Here is a 14,903-nt window from a genome sequence, read left to right on the forward strand (position 1 = left end):
ATTTTGAAACGTAATGCCCACACCGATCCAGCAAATACTGAAACGACTGCGTAAATACGAGATCCGTATCCGCAAAACAGTGAATGGTCCCATGCACGGAGACTTCCATTCCCTGTTCAAGGGTGCGGGCCTTGAGTTTGACGATGTACGGTCCTACCAGTATGGTGATGACGTACGTACCATCAACTGGATCGTAACGGCAAAAGGCCACGGCAGCTTCGTTAATACCTTTAAGGAAGAAAAAGAGCAGACCGTCTTTTTCCTGCTGGACGTAAGTGCCTCGCAGGAGATAGGCCGCGAAGGACGTCAGAAAATGGACGTGGCCCGTGAGATATGCGGGGTGCTGAGCCTTAGCGCCATCCGCGAGTCCAGCCAGGTAGGCCTTATCGGGTATTCTGAAGAAAAAGAACTGTATATTAAACCTGGCAAAGGGCCGCGCCATGCCTACCAGCTTATTGGCAGGATGTTTCGCCTGCAGCCCCGCAGCAAAGGTACCGACCTTTCTTCCGCCATCCGTTTTGCCCTGGGAATGATCAAAAGGCGTGCCGTAGTCGTGCTCGTCTCCGACTTTATTGATGAGGGCTACGAAAAGAATCTTAAGGCGCTGGCACGTAAGCACGACCTGGTGGTGGTGCACCTGCACGATCCGCAGGAAACCAACCTGCCCAATCTGGGCATCGTGCCCCTGCACGACAAGGAGTCAGGGAAGACTCTTTGGCTCAATACCTCCTCATCTTCCTTCAAAAAAAGTGTAAGGGAGAGAGTCAGCGGCAGCCAGGGTAGCCTTGAGCAGCTGTGCCGCCGCAACCAGGCAGACTATATATCTATCCGCACAGATGAGGACTACGTCCCCAGGCTCACTCGCCTGTTCCTCGTGCGAAACAAACAGATGAAACGTGGGTAAAACGCTTCGCATACTTATACTGACCGCGACCATACTGCTGGCCGGAACCACCTCTGAGGCCAGGCAGGAAGGTGCCTCTGCGCAGGTGACCGGACGCTTTCTGGCGGATAGCCTCAAAGTGGGCGAGCCGGTACCGTATAGCCTCACCGTTACCTACCCCGCAGAGCAGATGCTGCTGCTGCCCGACAGTGCCTTTGATTATGGGGACTTTCATTATCTTCGAAAAAAATACTTTCCCACACGGCAGCAGGACAGCCTGCTGGTAGACTCTGTGGTGTATTACGTTACCACCTTTGAGCTGGACACGGTGCAGAAGCTGGCCCTCCCCGCCATACGCGTGGCCGGAGAAGACAGCCTCATGTTGCCCTCGGAAGGGGATGATATTTTCCTGAAAAGAATTGTTACCGCCTTTCCGGATACGCTGGCCCTTAGGGAGTCTGTGGAACTGGCCGAGGTGCCCGACCGCACCAACTGGCCCCTCATCTACCTGGTGGCTGGTCTCGCGTTTGTGCTCATAGCCGTAGTTTCCCTGGCGCTGGCCAGGCCGTTGCGCCGGTGGTACCTGCTTCGTAAGCTTAACAGAGACCATGCCCGCTTCAGAAGTCACTTCGATGAGCAGGCCGGTCTGGCTCAGGGCACCCCCAATGACCCCGAGGGCGCCCTGGCCACATGGAAGCGCTACCTGGAGCAGCTTGAAAACAAGCCCTACGCCAAGATGACTACGCGGGAAATAAGCCGCGAGCGCCCCGAGCAGGACCTGAGCCAGGCCCTGCGTGATATAGACCGCCACATCTACGGAAGGCAGGCCTATAACGGGGAGCACACGGAAAGCTACCGGGTGCTCGTTCGGATAGTGGAAGAAAGTTATGATAAAAAGCTTAAGGAGGTGAAAAAATGAATGAACTAAGTGGCTTGCCCTGGTATTCACTCCGCTGGTTCACCCCCGAGGTGTACAACCGCTATGTATGGGAGTACCCCGGGATGTTCTTTCTGCTTGGTGCTGTGGCTCTCTTCTTCGTTATCCGGTGGCTTATCGGCTACTTTACCCGTCAGCGGCTCAATGTGGCCCTGAAGAAGAGCGACATTAAGAGCAGCCCCATCACCCTGCTCCGCTTCATTCCGCCTGTCTTTTTCGCGCTCTTCCTTATCATGCTTATCGTGGCTGCAGCACGTCCCCAGATCACCAATGAGCGCGTAGATCGCTGGACGGAGGGCATCGACATCATGCTGGTGATGGACATCTCCGAATCCATGCGGGGGGAAGACTTTAACCCCAACCGGCTGGAGGCTGCCAAAGATGTGGCCCGCGACTTTATCGAGGGCCGCTTTCAGGACCGTATCGGCCTCGTCATCTTCAGCGGGGAGGCCTTTTCCGTGTCCCCCCTCACCACTGACTATGAGCTGCTGCGTGACTTCATTGCCGATGTGGGCTTCGGAGACATCAGCAAGAGTGGCACCGCCATTGGCTCCGCTCTGGCCACCGCCACCAACCGCATGCAGGAGTCCAAGAGCAAGTCTAAGGTGATGATCCTCCTCAGCGATGGTGATAACAATGCGGGTAACATCGACCCCATTACCGCGGCCCAACTGGCCCAGGCCTATGGCATTAAAATCTACACCATCGCCATCGGCCGCGAAGGCCGCGTACCCATGGGCCGCAGCTACTACGGCGCCCGCCAGTATATGAATAATACGCTGGATGAGACCACCCTGCGGGAAATAGCGACCATAGGCGAAGGCAAGTTTTACCGTGTGTCGGACAATGAGGCCCTGGAGAAGGTATTTGAAGAGATAGACCAACTGGAGAAAGCAGAGATCAAGGAAAACCGCTACCGCGAGACGGCAGACTACTACCCCACCTACCTGCTGTGGGCGCTGGCCTTTTTTATGGTGTGGCTCCTGGTGAAAAGCACCTTCATGAACAATGTGCTCAGAGACTAGCGGTTAGTCCCCTCCCTGTATTTTTTCTTTATTTTTCTGGAAAAGGTCCACTCGTACAATCCTGCAGATATTCGTATCTTACCCGCACAACCGTACGACAATCCTATAGAGAAATGAAGAAACTGCTTTTAAACCTTGCCGTGCTGCTGACTCTGGCAGCCTGTAATGGAAATGCACAGTCTACCGGTACTGCCACCGCCAGCAGTGTGGAAGCCAGTGCCGGCCATGAGGCGAAAACCGAGCGGCTGGATACCATAGTAAGTAGCTATGTGCAGCACGAGGGTAAAAACCCCATTCATTCCATCCTCGTGTATACCGGCGACGAAGATTTTACCTACAAAAGTGCCTTCGGTATAAAAGGCCGAGATGAAACACCTGTAGAGGCAGACTACCAGTACAACATTGCCAGCGTGACCAAGCCAGTAGTGGCCACCGTGATCCTCCAGCTTTACGAAGAGGGTAAGCTGGACCTGGATGATAAAGCCTCTAAATACCTGGGCGATGTGGAATTCCTGCACTTTGACAGCCTGCACGTAATGAACGGTGAGTCTATGAGCGACCGGATCACCATCGACATGTTGCTGACCCATACCTCAGGTGTGGCCGATATCTTCTCCGATGCGGCCATGCGCTTTAACCGCAGCCTGCTGGCCGACCCGCAGCAGGGCTTTACTCCGGAAAAACTGGCCGGTATCTACTACGACTACGGGCTTAACCGCAAGCCGGCCAACGCGCCGGGCGAAGGCTATCACTACTCTGATATCAACTACAACCTGCTGGGCCTCATCATACAGGAGATCACAGGAAAAACCCTGCCCCAGGCTATCCGTACCCGCGTATTGGAGCCCCTGGGCATGGATGATACCTACTTTGAGTACTACGAAGAGGCCATCACCGACGGCCGCCGTACAGATGCCTACTACTTTGATATGAACATCACTGAGAATGTGAATACCTCATATGAGTGGGGTGGGGGCGGCCTTGTGTCTACCACAGAAGACATGGTTACTTACATCAAAGCCCTGATGAACGGGGAACTGTTTGAGAATGAAAGCACGCTGGAAAAGATGCTGGACACCTCACTGGCCACGAGTGTAGGAGGCGATGACTATGGCCGGGGTATTTTCCAATACAAGCTGCCGGGTAAAGACGGCCCCCGTGTGCTTTACGGCCACAGCGGATTCTTTGGCTCAGACCTGGCCTATGATCCGGAAAACAAGGTGTTCATTGCTACTCACTTCAATCAGTCAACTCCTCCCTTCAATACCCCCGATATGATCGGTCGCATACTGGATGTGGTGTATGAGTAAGGTGCCGTTTCAGTCTCCGGACTGCACCAATTGAAATTAGTCCAAGCCCCTTTCCGTAAGCAGTTACCTTTTTGGAACCCTGCTGCGAGAAGGGGCTTTTCTTTATACCATAGGTAGGAATGAGGCACGGTAAAGTTGCTGTCCTGACCAGGGAACCCTTTCGCCTAGGCTGCTTAACCAAGGATATTTTTTGGCTATATGCCGAAAGAAGCAGCATAGCGAACGGTGCCGCTTACGCCTTCCAGCCCGTCTTCAGCTAAAGGCAGGGCCATAAAGGCAGCGTCCGGGACCTCAAAGGGGGCTTTGATGCCCCACCGCGAGGCTGGCTCAAAGCCAAAGCGGGGGTAATAGCTTTCGTGGCCCAGTACGATCACCGAGCGGTACCCGGCCTGACGGGCACGTTTCAGCCCCTCTTTAATCAGTTTGCTGCCTATGCCACTGTGTTGGCAGGCCGACAGTACAGCCATCGGAGCCAGGGCCAGGCTCGGGTAGGTGTGGCCCTCCTGTATGATCTCAAGGCGCGTGAAAAGGATGTGGCCCACTAGCTGTCCATCATTTTCAGCCACCAGCGACAGTTCCGGAATAAACGCCTGATCTTTTCGCAGGGCATTGACCAGCCCGGCTTCGTCCTTCCGCCCAAAAGCCTCCTCATTCACCTCGTAGACAAAAGACTGGTCCTCCGCTTTTTCCTGCCTGATCTTCATATGCGTTTCATGTCTGTTTTTTTTATAGTAAGACTTTCACCTTACCAAACCTATACCTGATACCTCAGAAAGAACAAAAAATGGCACGAAAACCCATCAAGGCACCAGTGGACTCAAACTCTGTTGCCTATTAACCTTGCCTCTTGCCAAACTCATCAAGTCGCGATAAATCGTAACATAGGCATCCTATGGCACGCCTCCACGAGTGGTAATTTTCATTGAATAACTTTATTACTTAAAACTCCCAACTAAAAACTAATAACTCAACACTCTATAATTCTCTCATTCAATCCTTCTCTCATTCAAAATTCAAAACGTATCTTGCCGGAGAAATAACCATACCCACATGCGCTATTACGGACTACAAGGAGCTATGAAAGCTCAAAATGGAAAAGGAGAGGAGCTCGCTGCAATTCTTAAGGAGGCCTCCGACCTGATGCAAAACGCCAAAGGGTGCCACCTCTACCTGGTAGCCCTTGATGCTGAAGAGCGCGACCTGGTGCGAATCACCGAAGTGTGGGATAGTAAAGAAGACCATGATAATTCCCTGAACTACCCGGGCGTCCATGAGCTGATCGGCAGAGCCATGCCCCTGATGGATGGTCCTCCGAAGAAAGGCGTTGAGACCATTGTGCTTGGCGGTGTGAAAAAATAAGGTTGACTGTTGCTATACGGAACAAGTCGCGATGAATCGCGCCTCTACGGGTGATGATTTTCTGTTGTTCAACAACTCAATTACTCTACTAATCAATAGTTCTGTTTTTATTTCCCATCATTCTGCTATACGGGACAAGTCGCGATAAATCGTCCCTCTACAGGGTGTAATTTCCTGTTGTTCAATAACTCTGTTACTTAAAACTTAACGCTCTCAACTAAAAACTCATAACTCAACACTCTATAATTCTGCTACTCAATTATTCACCATTCTCTACTTCAACATTCACTTGTTACCCATTTGCGTATGCCGCGATTGCGGGACCGCCCCTATCGGACAGCGGTGTAGGTTGAATTGGAAATTACTGCCGAAAGGGGGACTAGCTTTTGCGCTGTTTTTCAATCTGATTTTCTGGTATACGGGACAAGTCGCGATGAATCGCGCCTCTACGGGTGATGATTTTCTGTTATTCAATCCTTCACTCATTACTTCCCCCAGGCTGCGTCTGCTGTCATCCTCCTTCATTTTTTATAACTTTGGGACTTTCCGGCCTGCGGGCCGTTATCCAGGTATAGAACCCAAAATTTTTTCCATAGCTTATGACGCTCAAAGCCAACGACCCAAGCCGCAAGTCATGGGTCACCGTAGAACCAAACAGTGATTTCCCTATCCAAAACCTGCCTTTCGGCGTGTTCCGCGTAAGCGGAGGCGATGCCCGTATCGGGGTAGCCATCGGTGAGTATGTGCTGGACCTCGCTGCCGTACAGGAGGCCGGATACTTTAATATAGGCCAGTTGCCGGCTGGTATTTTCAAAAATCAGTACCTGAACCCCTTCATGGAGCTGGGCAAGGCCATCACCCGCGACGTGCGTGAGCGTGTCTCTCAACTGCTGCTGGACAGCAACGATGAGCTGGCCTCTGCACCCGGGGTGTACGACAAGTTTCTGCTGAAGCAGGCTGATGTAGAGATGCTTATGCCTGTGTTTGTACGGGACTACACGGACTTTTACAGCAGCCGCGAGCATGCCACCAACGTGGGTACCATGTTCCGGGGTAAGGACAATGCCCTGATGCCTAACTGGCTGCACCTGCCTGTAGGCTACCACGGCCGCGCTTCATCCATTGTGGTAAGCGGTACGCCTACTAAGCGTCCCAAAGGCCAGACGAAGAATGACGATGAGGAGCAGCCGTCATTCGGCCCTACGAAACGCCTGGATTTTGAACTGGAGATGGCCTTCATCACCAGCCAGGCCACAGCCATGGGTGAGTCCATTGCTGCCGATGAGGCCGAAAACTACATCTTCGGCATGGTGCTGTTTAATGACTGGTCGGCCCGTGACATACAGAAGTGGGAGTACGTTCCCCTCGGTCCCTTCCTGGGCAAAAACTTCTCCTCTGTGGTAAGCCCCTGGGTGGTGACTATGGATGCGCTGGAGCCTTTCCGTGTGGCAGGTCCGGAGCAGCGCCCTGAGCCCCTGCCTTACCTGAAAACGTCCGGGAAGAAAAATATCGACATTGACCTGGAAGTAGGTATACAGCCCGACGGAGGCGAGGAAAAAGTAGTGTGCCACAGTAACTTTAAGCACATGTACTGGAACATTAACCAGCAACTGGCCCACCATACGGTGAATGGGTGTAACATTGGGGTAGGCGATATGTATGCTTCCGGTACCATCAGTGGCCCGGAGGAGTCCGCATTTGGTAGTATGCTGGAGATAGCCTGGAAGGGCACGAAACCGGTGCAGATGCCTGACGGTACTGAGCGCCGCTTCATCCATGATGGTGATACGGTGATCATGCGCGGCCACTGTGAAAAGGACGGCCTGCGTATTGGCTTTGGTGAGGTGCGTAGTAAAGTACTACCTGCAGAGTGATGGGTATGCTGACGTTTGATCCAAAAGAAGAGGCCGTAGCCAAAGTACATGGCTACCTGCTGGGGGCGATTGCCCCCCGGCCTATTGCCTTTGCGAGTACGATAGATAAGGACGGAAACGTAAACCTGAGCCCTTACAGTTTCTTTAACTGCTTTGGGGCCAACCCGCCCACCCTGGTGTTTTCACCGGCGCGCCGGGTGCGTGACAACACAATAAAGCACACGCTGGAAAATATTCGCGAGGTACCGGAGGTGGTCATCAATATTGCGAACTACCCCATGGTGGAGCAGATGAGCCTGGCGAGTACGGAGTATGATAAGGGCGTGAACGAGTTTGTGAAAGCAGGCTTTGAGGAAGCCCCCAGCCAGCGGGTAAAGCCTCCGCGGGTAAAAGATGCCCCCGCCAGCTTTGAGTGTGTGGTAAAAGAAGTGATAGAGACGGGGCAGGATGGCGGGGCCGGTAACCTCGTTATCTGTGAGGTGGTGCTTGCCCATATTCGTGAGGACATCCTGGATGAGAACAAACGGATAGATCCTTATAAGCTTGATGCTGTGTCACGGATGGGAGGTAACTATTACTGCCGCTCCACGCCGGACAGTATCTTTGAAATAGAAAAGCCTCTGCAAACCAAGGGGATTGGTGTGGATGGTATACCTGAGCCCATCCGCTACAGTGATGTACTTACGGGAAATAACCTGGGGCGTCTTGGTAATGTGGAGCGATTGCCTTCTGATGATGAGGTGAAGGCCATGGCACAGGATCCGGAAGTGAAAGAGATGGCGAACCGCTTTGGTAATACGGCTTCTACATACAGAAGGGAATTGCACAAACTGGCTCAAAAGTACCTGGAGAAAGGGGAGACTGCCCAGGCATGGCAGGTGCTGCTACAAGACCCTGAAGTTCAGAAATAGAGGGTATATAAAAAGGAAAAGGCTATGATCATTACTGATTATAGCCTTCCATTTAACCTAATGAACTTTAAATTGAAGCCATTTCTAATCTGTTTGCCAGAACAGATCAGACTTTTTATCTAATAAGAATAGATTTCTTAAAGGTAATATAATTAAAATTTTTGCAACTTTTTAGTGCAAAAAAATATAAATGACTCTGGAGAGATATTTCCCTGATCAAAAATCATTTATTTGATAATGCATAGTTAGTGTAATCCTTTGATTATGAAAAGGAAATAATACCTGCTGGGTAACTTAGACAAAAGTAAGAAAAAGTAGTCTTCAATTTATCTTAATTTAATCTTGCTAGTCTTTCGAATGCATAATTGCCTGAAACCCTACGATAAATAACATTTATTGGCTGCATTTTGGCCTGGGTTTTTAGATTTGGTAAAGTTTAATTAGATATGACTATTCGGGGAGAAATTATCTGATTGTTTTACTGTAAATTATGTACTGTTTGGTAGGGTTTTTACAGGAGAAAGTTTCAGTTACGTTGGATTTTTTCCACCTTTTGTCGCTGTGTGGTTGCATCTATCATCAGGTTAAACCGGATCATTTTACCGGTTTCAACTGACCTGTAAAAATACGTATTGTCTTCCAGTACTACCACAGACTTGCCTAATTCATACCGATGGGCCATTACTTCGTCTCCTTCGTGCAGCCTTTGCTCATTAAGGTCAAATAACTCAGGCAGACTGTTTTGCTTCTTCTTTTTTCTGAATAGTCCGAACATACTTCAGCAATAGTTTCTTGATTAATCCCTGGTGGGAGCTCAATATACATAACACAATTCAGAGGGATATATCTTCTGGTACCTCCTGAGTCTGGTGCAGGTTGGGTATGCGAAAGGTAAAGGTAGTGCCTCTGCCTGGGACAGAGTCAACCGTTATCCGCCCCTCCAATTTTTCTATGGTCTCTTTTATGATATACAGGCCCAGCCCTGCCCCGTGTCCCTGGGTGGTAGCACGGTAAAACATGGAGAAGATTTTATCCTGCTGATCCGGGGCTATGCCCAGTCCGTTATCTTCTACCCGGATGTCTGCGTAAGTAGGTGTGATCTCGGCAATTACTTTTACGTAGGGATTATCCCGGGCCTGATCAGCGTACTTCAGGGCATTGCTGATAAGGTTATGAAGTATGGATTTTATTCTGCGTTTATCTGTATAGAGGGGGATGGTCTGTGATATACTTATCTCTGTTTTTACCCGGCCTGCGGCATGTACGTGTGCCATGCTCTCAAATATATCGCTGGCCATTTCCTTTAGATCCACCTCATTAAGGGCTATGTCCATGCGAGAGTTACGGTAGTAGTCAAGTATGTCACTGATAATGGTGTCGAGCCGCTGCATGCTGCTCTCCATTTTACTGATTGGCTGACCGGTTATGGCCTCATTCGGCAGTTCCAGGCGCAGGATATTTATAAGGCCCAGCACTGACGCAATAGGCGACCGAAGGTTATGCGATACCTGGTATATGAGCTGGTCCATGGCCTCGTTCGTTTTGGCAAGCTCCTGATTCCGGTTGCGCAGGCTCTCTTCTATTCTGGTTTTCACCCGGATGTTTTGGGTAAGCTTTTTATTGATCCGTGACAGTTCACCTTTTCTTCTTCTCAACCGAACCTGCAGGGCGAGGATAGCGATAAGTAATATCAGCAGGCTGGTAACCATGCCGGCCAGGAGCCAGCTTAGCCATCTGGGAAACCTGAAGTAGTTATCCCGGGTGAGCCACTTGTCCAAAAGCCGGTAGTAAGCAGAGTCTTCATCCCTTTTCATGATTACCAGCTCCTGGTCTATTTTGCCGATAAGGCTGCGTATAGGGCCGGGGCTGCCTGCGAAGTGGACGGTATTGGGGTTAATAACCAGCTGCAGGGGCTGCACATCAAAGTCTGCCCGGCGGTAGATGCCGAAATAGTAACTAACCAGTGCCATATCTGCCTTTTCGTCCTCTACCGCGGCAAAAGTCTTCTGATAATTCGATAATTCGATGAAATTTACCAGGCTGGTATCTTTGCCCAGTTCCTGCTTCAGGTCTAGCAGGTTGCCATCACCTTCCATCACTGCTATAGACTTATGATGAATGTCCTGCAGGGTGTAGTACGAGGGCTCGGCATCTGCATGAATGTACAGGCTGGCCCAGTTTTCCAGTATAGCTACCTCGTTAAAAACGTATTTCTCCAGCCGCTCAGGAGTCACTGTTACATCAGGCATCAGGTCAATACGCCCTTTTTTAAGGAGGCTCATGCCCTCATCCCATGTCACTTCTACATACTGTATTTCGAAGTTTAGCCTATGGCTGAGGTGGAAGAGCAGGTCCACAAAGAAACCTGCAGGGTTTCCGTCTTCATCTATGAAAATTTTGGGTTCATTTTCATAGATACCCACCCGTACTACCTGCGGGGTTTCCTGTGCCCGGACCGGCAGAACCAGCAGGGTAAGGAAAAGCGTGTAGCACACCAGCCGGTAAAGCCAGGGGGGGATACGAAAACCTACCATTCAGGTACAACCATCACTCTTTATCAATGGTTTAAATAGGCTCATCAATATGGTCCTTACGCTATGTAAAGCCCATTTTTGGTGGTTACCTAGTGAGAAAAGCGATGGTTTTTTCTATGACATCCGCAGCAGGTCCGGGAAGTTCGTTTTCCTCCCATGGGTGGCCTCCGCCGAACACATGATCGCCGCCTTCTACTAACGCCATCTCTGCCGTGGGTTTCCATTTTTTAAGCTGCTTTGCTGCCTCCACATCTACCGAGGGGTCGGCTGTACCATGTACGATAAGCAGGGGAGCCTCCAGGTTAGGCAGCAGGTGGGGTATGCTGTAGCGGGGTTCATTTGCTTTGAAGTCTTCTACTAATTGATAGTAAAGGGGCATTTCCTGCCCGGTGCGGGCGTTTGGGATGTACTGCACGCCTTTCTTTTCCCACTCATCAAGAAAGTCGCTACCCCAGCGCTTAGCCAGGTCATGCACCGCCGCCCAGGTCACTACCTTTTTCACGCGCTTATCTTCCGCTGCTTTTAGCAGGACGAGCGAACCGCCCCGGCTGTGGCCTATCAGGTGCAGGCCTGATTTATCTGCTTCATTATCGGGTAGCCTGCTGCCGGTATCGGTAAGTGTATCGATAAGCTGGCCGAGATCATCAAGTTCCAGGCCGAAGTTGTTCTGCCCAAAAGCCTCCAGGTCGGCAAAATCGACGGGGCTGTCTGGTGTGGTGCCATTATGTGAGAGGTTCAGTTTTGCCACTACCAGCCCGTGGGTAGCCATATGGTCGGCCATCATATTGAAGTATCCCCAGTCTTTAAAGCCTTTGAATCCGTGCACAAAGATGACGATGGGCTTTGGCTGGCCGGTAGGAACAAAGCGGAAGTCGTACAGAAATGCCCTGCCATGTTTGGTGCCGGTCAGGCTGAGGTTACCACTGCGGACGATCGAGGGTGATGTTGAATAGTTGGACAAAACGGGGTTTTTTACGGTTTAGCGGTTTTGGTTATGCTTATTTCGTCGTATAATTGCGAGCGATAAATGACGCTTAAACTAAAAGACATTCAGGCCCCTATTTCTTCTGAAATGACCGACTTCGAAAAGAAGTTCAGGGAGTTTATGAAGAGCAAGGTCCTGTTGCTGGACAAAATAACGAGTTACATCGTAAAGCGCAAAGGAAAGCAGATGCGCCCGATGTTCGTATTTCTCTGTTCAGGAGTAGTGGGCGATATCACGGAGGCGTCATACCGCGGAGCCGCTCTTATCGAACTGCTCCATACTGCGACCCTGGTTCACGATGATGTGGTGGATGATGCGGGCTATCGTCGCGGATTCTTTTCTGTTAATGCTCTCTGGAAAAATAAGATCGCGGTACTTGTAGGGGATTACCTCCTCAGCCGCGGGCTGCTACTCTCTGTGGATCATGGCGACTTCAGCCTGCTGCGTATCGTGTCTAATGCCGTGCGTGAAATGAGCGAAGGCGAGCTGCTGCAAATGGAAAAGGCGCGCAAGCTGGACATTACTGAGGAGGTCTACTACGACATTATCCGCCAGAAGACTGCCTCTCTTATCTCTTCATGCTGTGCGGTGGGTGCAGCGAGTGCCGGTGCCGATGAAGAAACCGTGCAGCACCTGCGCGACTTTGGCGAGAAGATCGGCATGGCCTTTCAGATAAAGGACGACCTTTTCGACTACGGCAACAATGAGATAGGTAAGCCCCGTGGCATAGACATTCGTGAAAAAAAGATGACCCTGCCGCTCATCCATGCCCTCAATAAAGCCGATAAGACTGACCGCAAGCATATACTTAAGCTGATAAAGAAAAAAAGTGACAGCAATGCGGTGGTACGCGAAGTGATAGACTTTGTTAAGCAACAGGGTGGACTTACGTATGCCGAAGGCATTATGGAACAGTACTACCGTGACGCGATGGCCATGCTCGAGCGATTCCCTGACAATATCTACCGGAAGTCACTAGGTGACCTGGTTACCTTCACCATAGAGCGTACTAAGTAATTTTAAATTATACTTTTCCTCTCGTTTTCTTACCTATTTCCTTATGGTACTTGCCATTATGCTATTTTTATAGCCGGAATAAATAAGATATGATGATCGATTACATGCTGAGAATGAAGCACTGGCAGGTGTTTTTACTTATCACCGCCCCTGCGATATTCGTTTCGCTTCTGGTTCTGGTTAATAGCTACGCCTTCATATTATTTCCTGCTGCTTACCTCTTGTCCCAGCTTACGATAATGTTCTGGGTATATAGTGTGTTTTCCGGGCTAAACGACAAGCTTCCCTTGGGTAGCGAGATTGATCTCACGGCATTTCGCGCCATGTACCTCGTGCCCATGGTATGCCTGGGGATACTTTTTTTAGCGATGCTTTTCAGTGTTATATATTCTAATAGTGGTGGTGATTTTGCGCCTGGTTTTTCTCTGCCTAATGGCTTTGGGTATATCATATTGGCTGTATGTGTGTTTAGTTTCGTTAGCTGGATCCAGGGCGTGAGGATAGCCGCCAAGACCATTAAGTCTATAGAACGGCAAAGTGGCCTGAGCTTTGGCGAGTATTCAGGGGAGTTTATTTTCATCATGATGTTTGGTATAGGCCTGTGGGTACTTCAGCCACGGATCAACCGTATTATGGAGGGGGACTATGATCCTCAGCCGGAGCCTTTAAACAGATTGCTATAAGGTAATCTGGCAGGAGAGAAGTGGCTCACTACTACGGCAGTATACGAATGATGAAGCGTGACTTAGTTATAATGGGGCTGTGGGCTTGCCTGGCCCTGGGACACTTGCGGACATGGGCAGGAAAAAAAGCCCTTCAATGCAAGGGAATGGAAGCGCCCTGGCGTGACGGACTGGCTAATGACTGATGTCCGCTATAATATGCTGGATGATCTAATAACCGGAGCCGCCCTGAGAGGACTTACCCGGAGTGAAGTAATCGAAGAGCTCGGGCCGCCTGATAAGGTGGATTCCTCTGCATTCTATTATCTCGTAAAGGAGGTGTATGAGACAGACATTGACCCCACCCAAATCATATACCTTGAGATTAGATTCGAACCAAAAGAGGGGAGTGTCTATTCTACTGAAATGCGTGAGGGCCTATAGGTATAAACCTTACTCCTGACAAGTAGCTGCCTACCTGTGCTTGAAGGCCCCTCCTGATATGATATGGATGGGAAAGACTCATCTTTTGCCCCTTACGTCCGGCAGGCAGTCGGCACGCGATCCATCCTTGATCTGGGTTGAGCGCTGATAAGCCGCCCGGGGCATCTAAAAATATGCCCCTCCGGGGATGGCCGGCCCTCAGTATTTTCTAGCGGGTTTTAGTTTCCTAATGGTATCGTATAGGATAGTAAGAGTCTCAGGCTTTCCGTTTTGCGAGTGAAAAGCGCCTCCTGGTCCCATATCTTCAGGTTGTTATTAATATTAGAGGTGAGGTTCTGTTGTATAAACACATCCAGCCCAAAGCGCTTATAGCTGACATTGGCCCCATACTGATAGTCGGTATAAAATCGTTTTGGCAGGGTGCCTGCTTTGTTAAGCACATCTGCCACTTCTTGTGGCCTGTTCATAGGGTTTTCCAGAGCTTGGTACCGTGCATCGAAGGTTACGGTGGCAAATACGGGTATGATACCGGCAAATACACTTATGCTAAAGTCAGATTCGCCAAAAGGGGCATAGTGCACCAAAACCGGGCATTCGAATGATCTAAGGCCCGCCAGCGTCCCGGTAGCGGCTGTTCGGCTATTTGGGCCTAGTTGCTTATAGGCTGTTATGCCAGCAGAGGTTGAGCAATAAGTCAGTCCTCCTGATAATGAAATGTTTTTATAAAGAGGCATAGTGAAACGTACAAAGGGAGTAAATTCACCTTTCCCATAATAGTCCCGCCTATAGATTACTACCGAATCAATTTGGGCTACGGCCGGATAATATTCACGTTCGGAGAGTGGGACACCCATACCAAATTGCAGCTTCTGCCCAAGGCAGGTTTGTGTAATCAGAATGAATAAAACTATAGCCGATAAGTATTTCATGATATTATCTAAGTTCTAATGCAAAGTAGATGC

15 protein-coding genes are annotated in these 14,903 nt (G+C 50.2%); 10 read left to right on the forward strand and 5 right to left on the reverse strand.

Annotated features, from left to right (window positions below; all coding sequences use genetic code 11):
* Positions 1–13 precede the first annotated feature (13 nt).
* The 4 genes from AB9P05_RS13420 (at position 14) to AB9P05_RS13435 (ending at position 4,155) form a co-directional block, all read left to right on the forward strand.
* A complete protein-coding gene (locus tag AB9P05_RS13420; protein ID WP_371909336.1) occupies positions 14–904 on the forward strand; it encodes a DUF58 domain-containing protein in 891 nt (296 codons plus the stop codon).
* Positions 897–1,802: a hypothetical protein gene (locus AB9P05_RS13425; protein ID WP_371909337.1), complete on the forward strand. Its 906-nt coding sequence runs from the start codon at positions 897–899 to the stop codon at positions 1,800–1,802. The genes AB9P05_RS13420 and AB9P05_RS13425 overlap by 8 nt, the downstream gene beginning before the upstream one ends.
* The gene (locus tag AB9P05_RS13430; protein WP_371909338.1) at positions 1,799–2,845 is read left to right on the forward strand and encodes a VWA domain-containing protein; all 1,047 of its coding nucleotides are present in this window, start codon (positions 1,799–1,801) and stop codon (positions 2,843–2,845) included. Before AB9P05_RS13425 ends, AB9P05_RS13430 begins: the two co-directional genes overlap by 4 nt.
* Positions 2,846–2,958: 113 nt before the next feature.
* Positions 2,959–4,155, forward strand: a complete 1,197-nt coding sequence (locus AB9P05_RS13435; protein ID WP_371909339.1) for a serine hydrolase domain-containing protein — start codon at positions 2,959–2,961, stop codon at positions 4,153–4,155.
* 194 nt (positions 4,156–4,349) lie between these two features.
* Here AB9P05_RS13435 and AB9P05_RS13440 read toward each other — a convergent pair whose 3' ends face one another.
* On the reverse strand, positions 4,350–4,859 hold the full coding sequence (locus AB9P05_RS13440) for a GNAT family N-acetyltransferase (protein WP_371909340.1): 510 nt from the start codon (positions 4,857–4,859) through the stop codon (positions 4,350–4,352).
* Positions 4,860–5,232: 373 nt separating this feature from the next.
* Here AB9P05_RS13440 and AB9P05_RS13445 point away from each other — a divergent pair, with 373 nt between their 5' ends.
* The 3 genes from AB9P05_RS13445 (at position 5,233) to AB9P05_RS13455 (ending at position 8,299) form a co-directional block, all read left to right on the forward strand.
* Positions 5,233–5,514, forward strand: a complete 282-nt coding sequence (locus tag AB9P05_RS13445) for a putative quinol monooxygenase (protein ID WP_371909341.1) — start codon at positions 5,233–5,235, stop codon at positions 5,512–5,514.
* A 599-nt stretch (positions 5,515–6,113) separates the two neighbouring features.
* Complete coding sequence (fahA, locus tag AB9P05_RS13450; protein ID WP_371909342.1) at positions 6,114–7,388, forward strand: fumarylacetoacetase; 1,275 nt, start codon at positions 6,114–6,116, stop codon at positions 7,386–7,388.
* A 5-nt stretch (positions 7,389–7,393) separates the two neighbouring features.
* A complete protein-coding gene (locus AB9P05_RS13455) occupies positions 7,394–8,299 on the forward strand; it encodes a flavin reductase family protein (RefSeq protein WP_371911356.1) in 906 nt (301 codons plus the stop codon).
* A 526-nt stretch (positions 8,300–8,825) separates the two neighbouring features.
* Here AB9P05_RS13455 and AB9P05_RS13460 read toward each other — a convergent pair.
* The 3 genes from AB9P05_RS13460 to AB9P05_RS13470 all read right to left on the reverse strand — a co-directional run bounded on the left by AB9P05_RS13460 (position 8,826) and on the right by AB9P05_RS13470 (position 11,794).
* A complete protein-coding gene (locus AB9P05_RS13460) occupies positions 8,826–9,074 on the reverse strand; it encodes a hypothetical protein (RefSeq protein WP_371909343.1) in 249 nt (82 codons plus the stop codon).
* Between the two features lie 58 nt (positions 9,075–9,132).
* Complete coding sequence (locus AB9P05_RS13465; RefSeq protein WP_371909344.1) at positions 9,133–10,833, reverse strand: ATP-binding protein; 1,701 nt, start codon at positions 10,831–10,833, stop codon at positions 9,133–9,135.
* 85 nt (positions 10,834–10,918) lie between these two features.
* Positions 10,919–11,794, reverse strand: coding sequence for an alpha/beta hydrolase family protein (locus AB9P05_RS13470; RefSeq protein ID WP_371909345.1), 876 nt, complete (start codon positions 11,792–11,794; stop codon positions 10,919–10,921).
* A gap of 66 nt (positions 11,795–11,860) precedes the next feature.
* Between AB9P05_RS13470 and AB9P05_RS13475 the strand changes: the two genes are divergently transcribed.
* The 3 genes from AB9P05_RS13475 (at position 11,861) to AB9P05_RS13485 (ending at position 13,941) form a co-directional block, all read left to right on the forward strand.
* The gene (locus tag AB9P05_RS13475) at positions 11,861–12,835 is read left to right on the forward strand and encodes a polyprenyl synthetase family protein (RefSeq protein WP_371909346.1); all 975 of its coding nucleotides are present in this window, start codon (positions 11,861–11,863) and stop codon (positions 12,833–12,835) included.
* 89 nt (positions 12,836–12,924) lie between these two features.
* A complete protein-coding gene (locus AB9P05_RS13480; protein ID WP_371909347.1) occupies positions 12,925–13,518 on the forward strand; it encodes a hypothetical protein in 594 nt (197 codons plus the stop codon).
* 177 nt (positions 13,519–13,695) lie between these two features.
* Entirely contained in the window at positions 13,696–13,941 is a 246-nt protein-coding gene (locus AB9P05_RS13485; protein ID WP_371909348.1) for a hypothetical protein, read from the forward strand.
* A 218-nt stretch (positions 13,942–14,159) separates the two neighbouring features.
* Here AB9P05_RS13485 and AB9P05_RS13490 read toward each other — a convergent pair whose 3' ends face one another.
* Positions 14,160–14,870: a hypothetical protein gene (locus tag AB9P05_RS13490; RefSeq protein WP_371909349.1), complete on the reverse strand. Its 711-nt coding sequence runs from the start codon at positions 14,868–14,870 to the stop codon at positions 14,160–14,162.
* Between the last annotated feature and the right edge of the window lie 33 nt (positions 14,871–14,903).

Origin of the sequence: Roseivirga sp. BDSF3-8, from assembly GCF_041449215.1 — a bacterium.
In the GTDB taxonomy this organism is placed as follows: domain Bacteria; phylum Bacteroidota; class Bacteroidia; order Cytophagales; family Cyclobacteriaceae; genus JBGNFV01.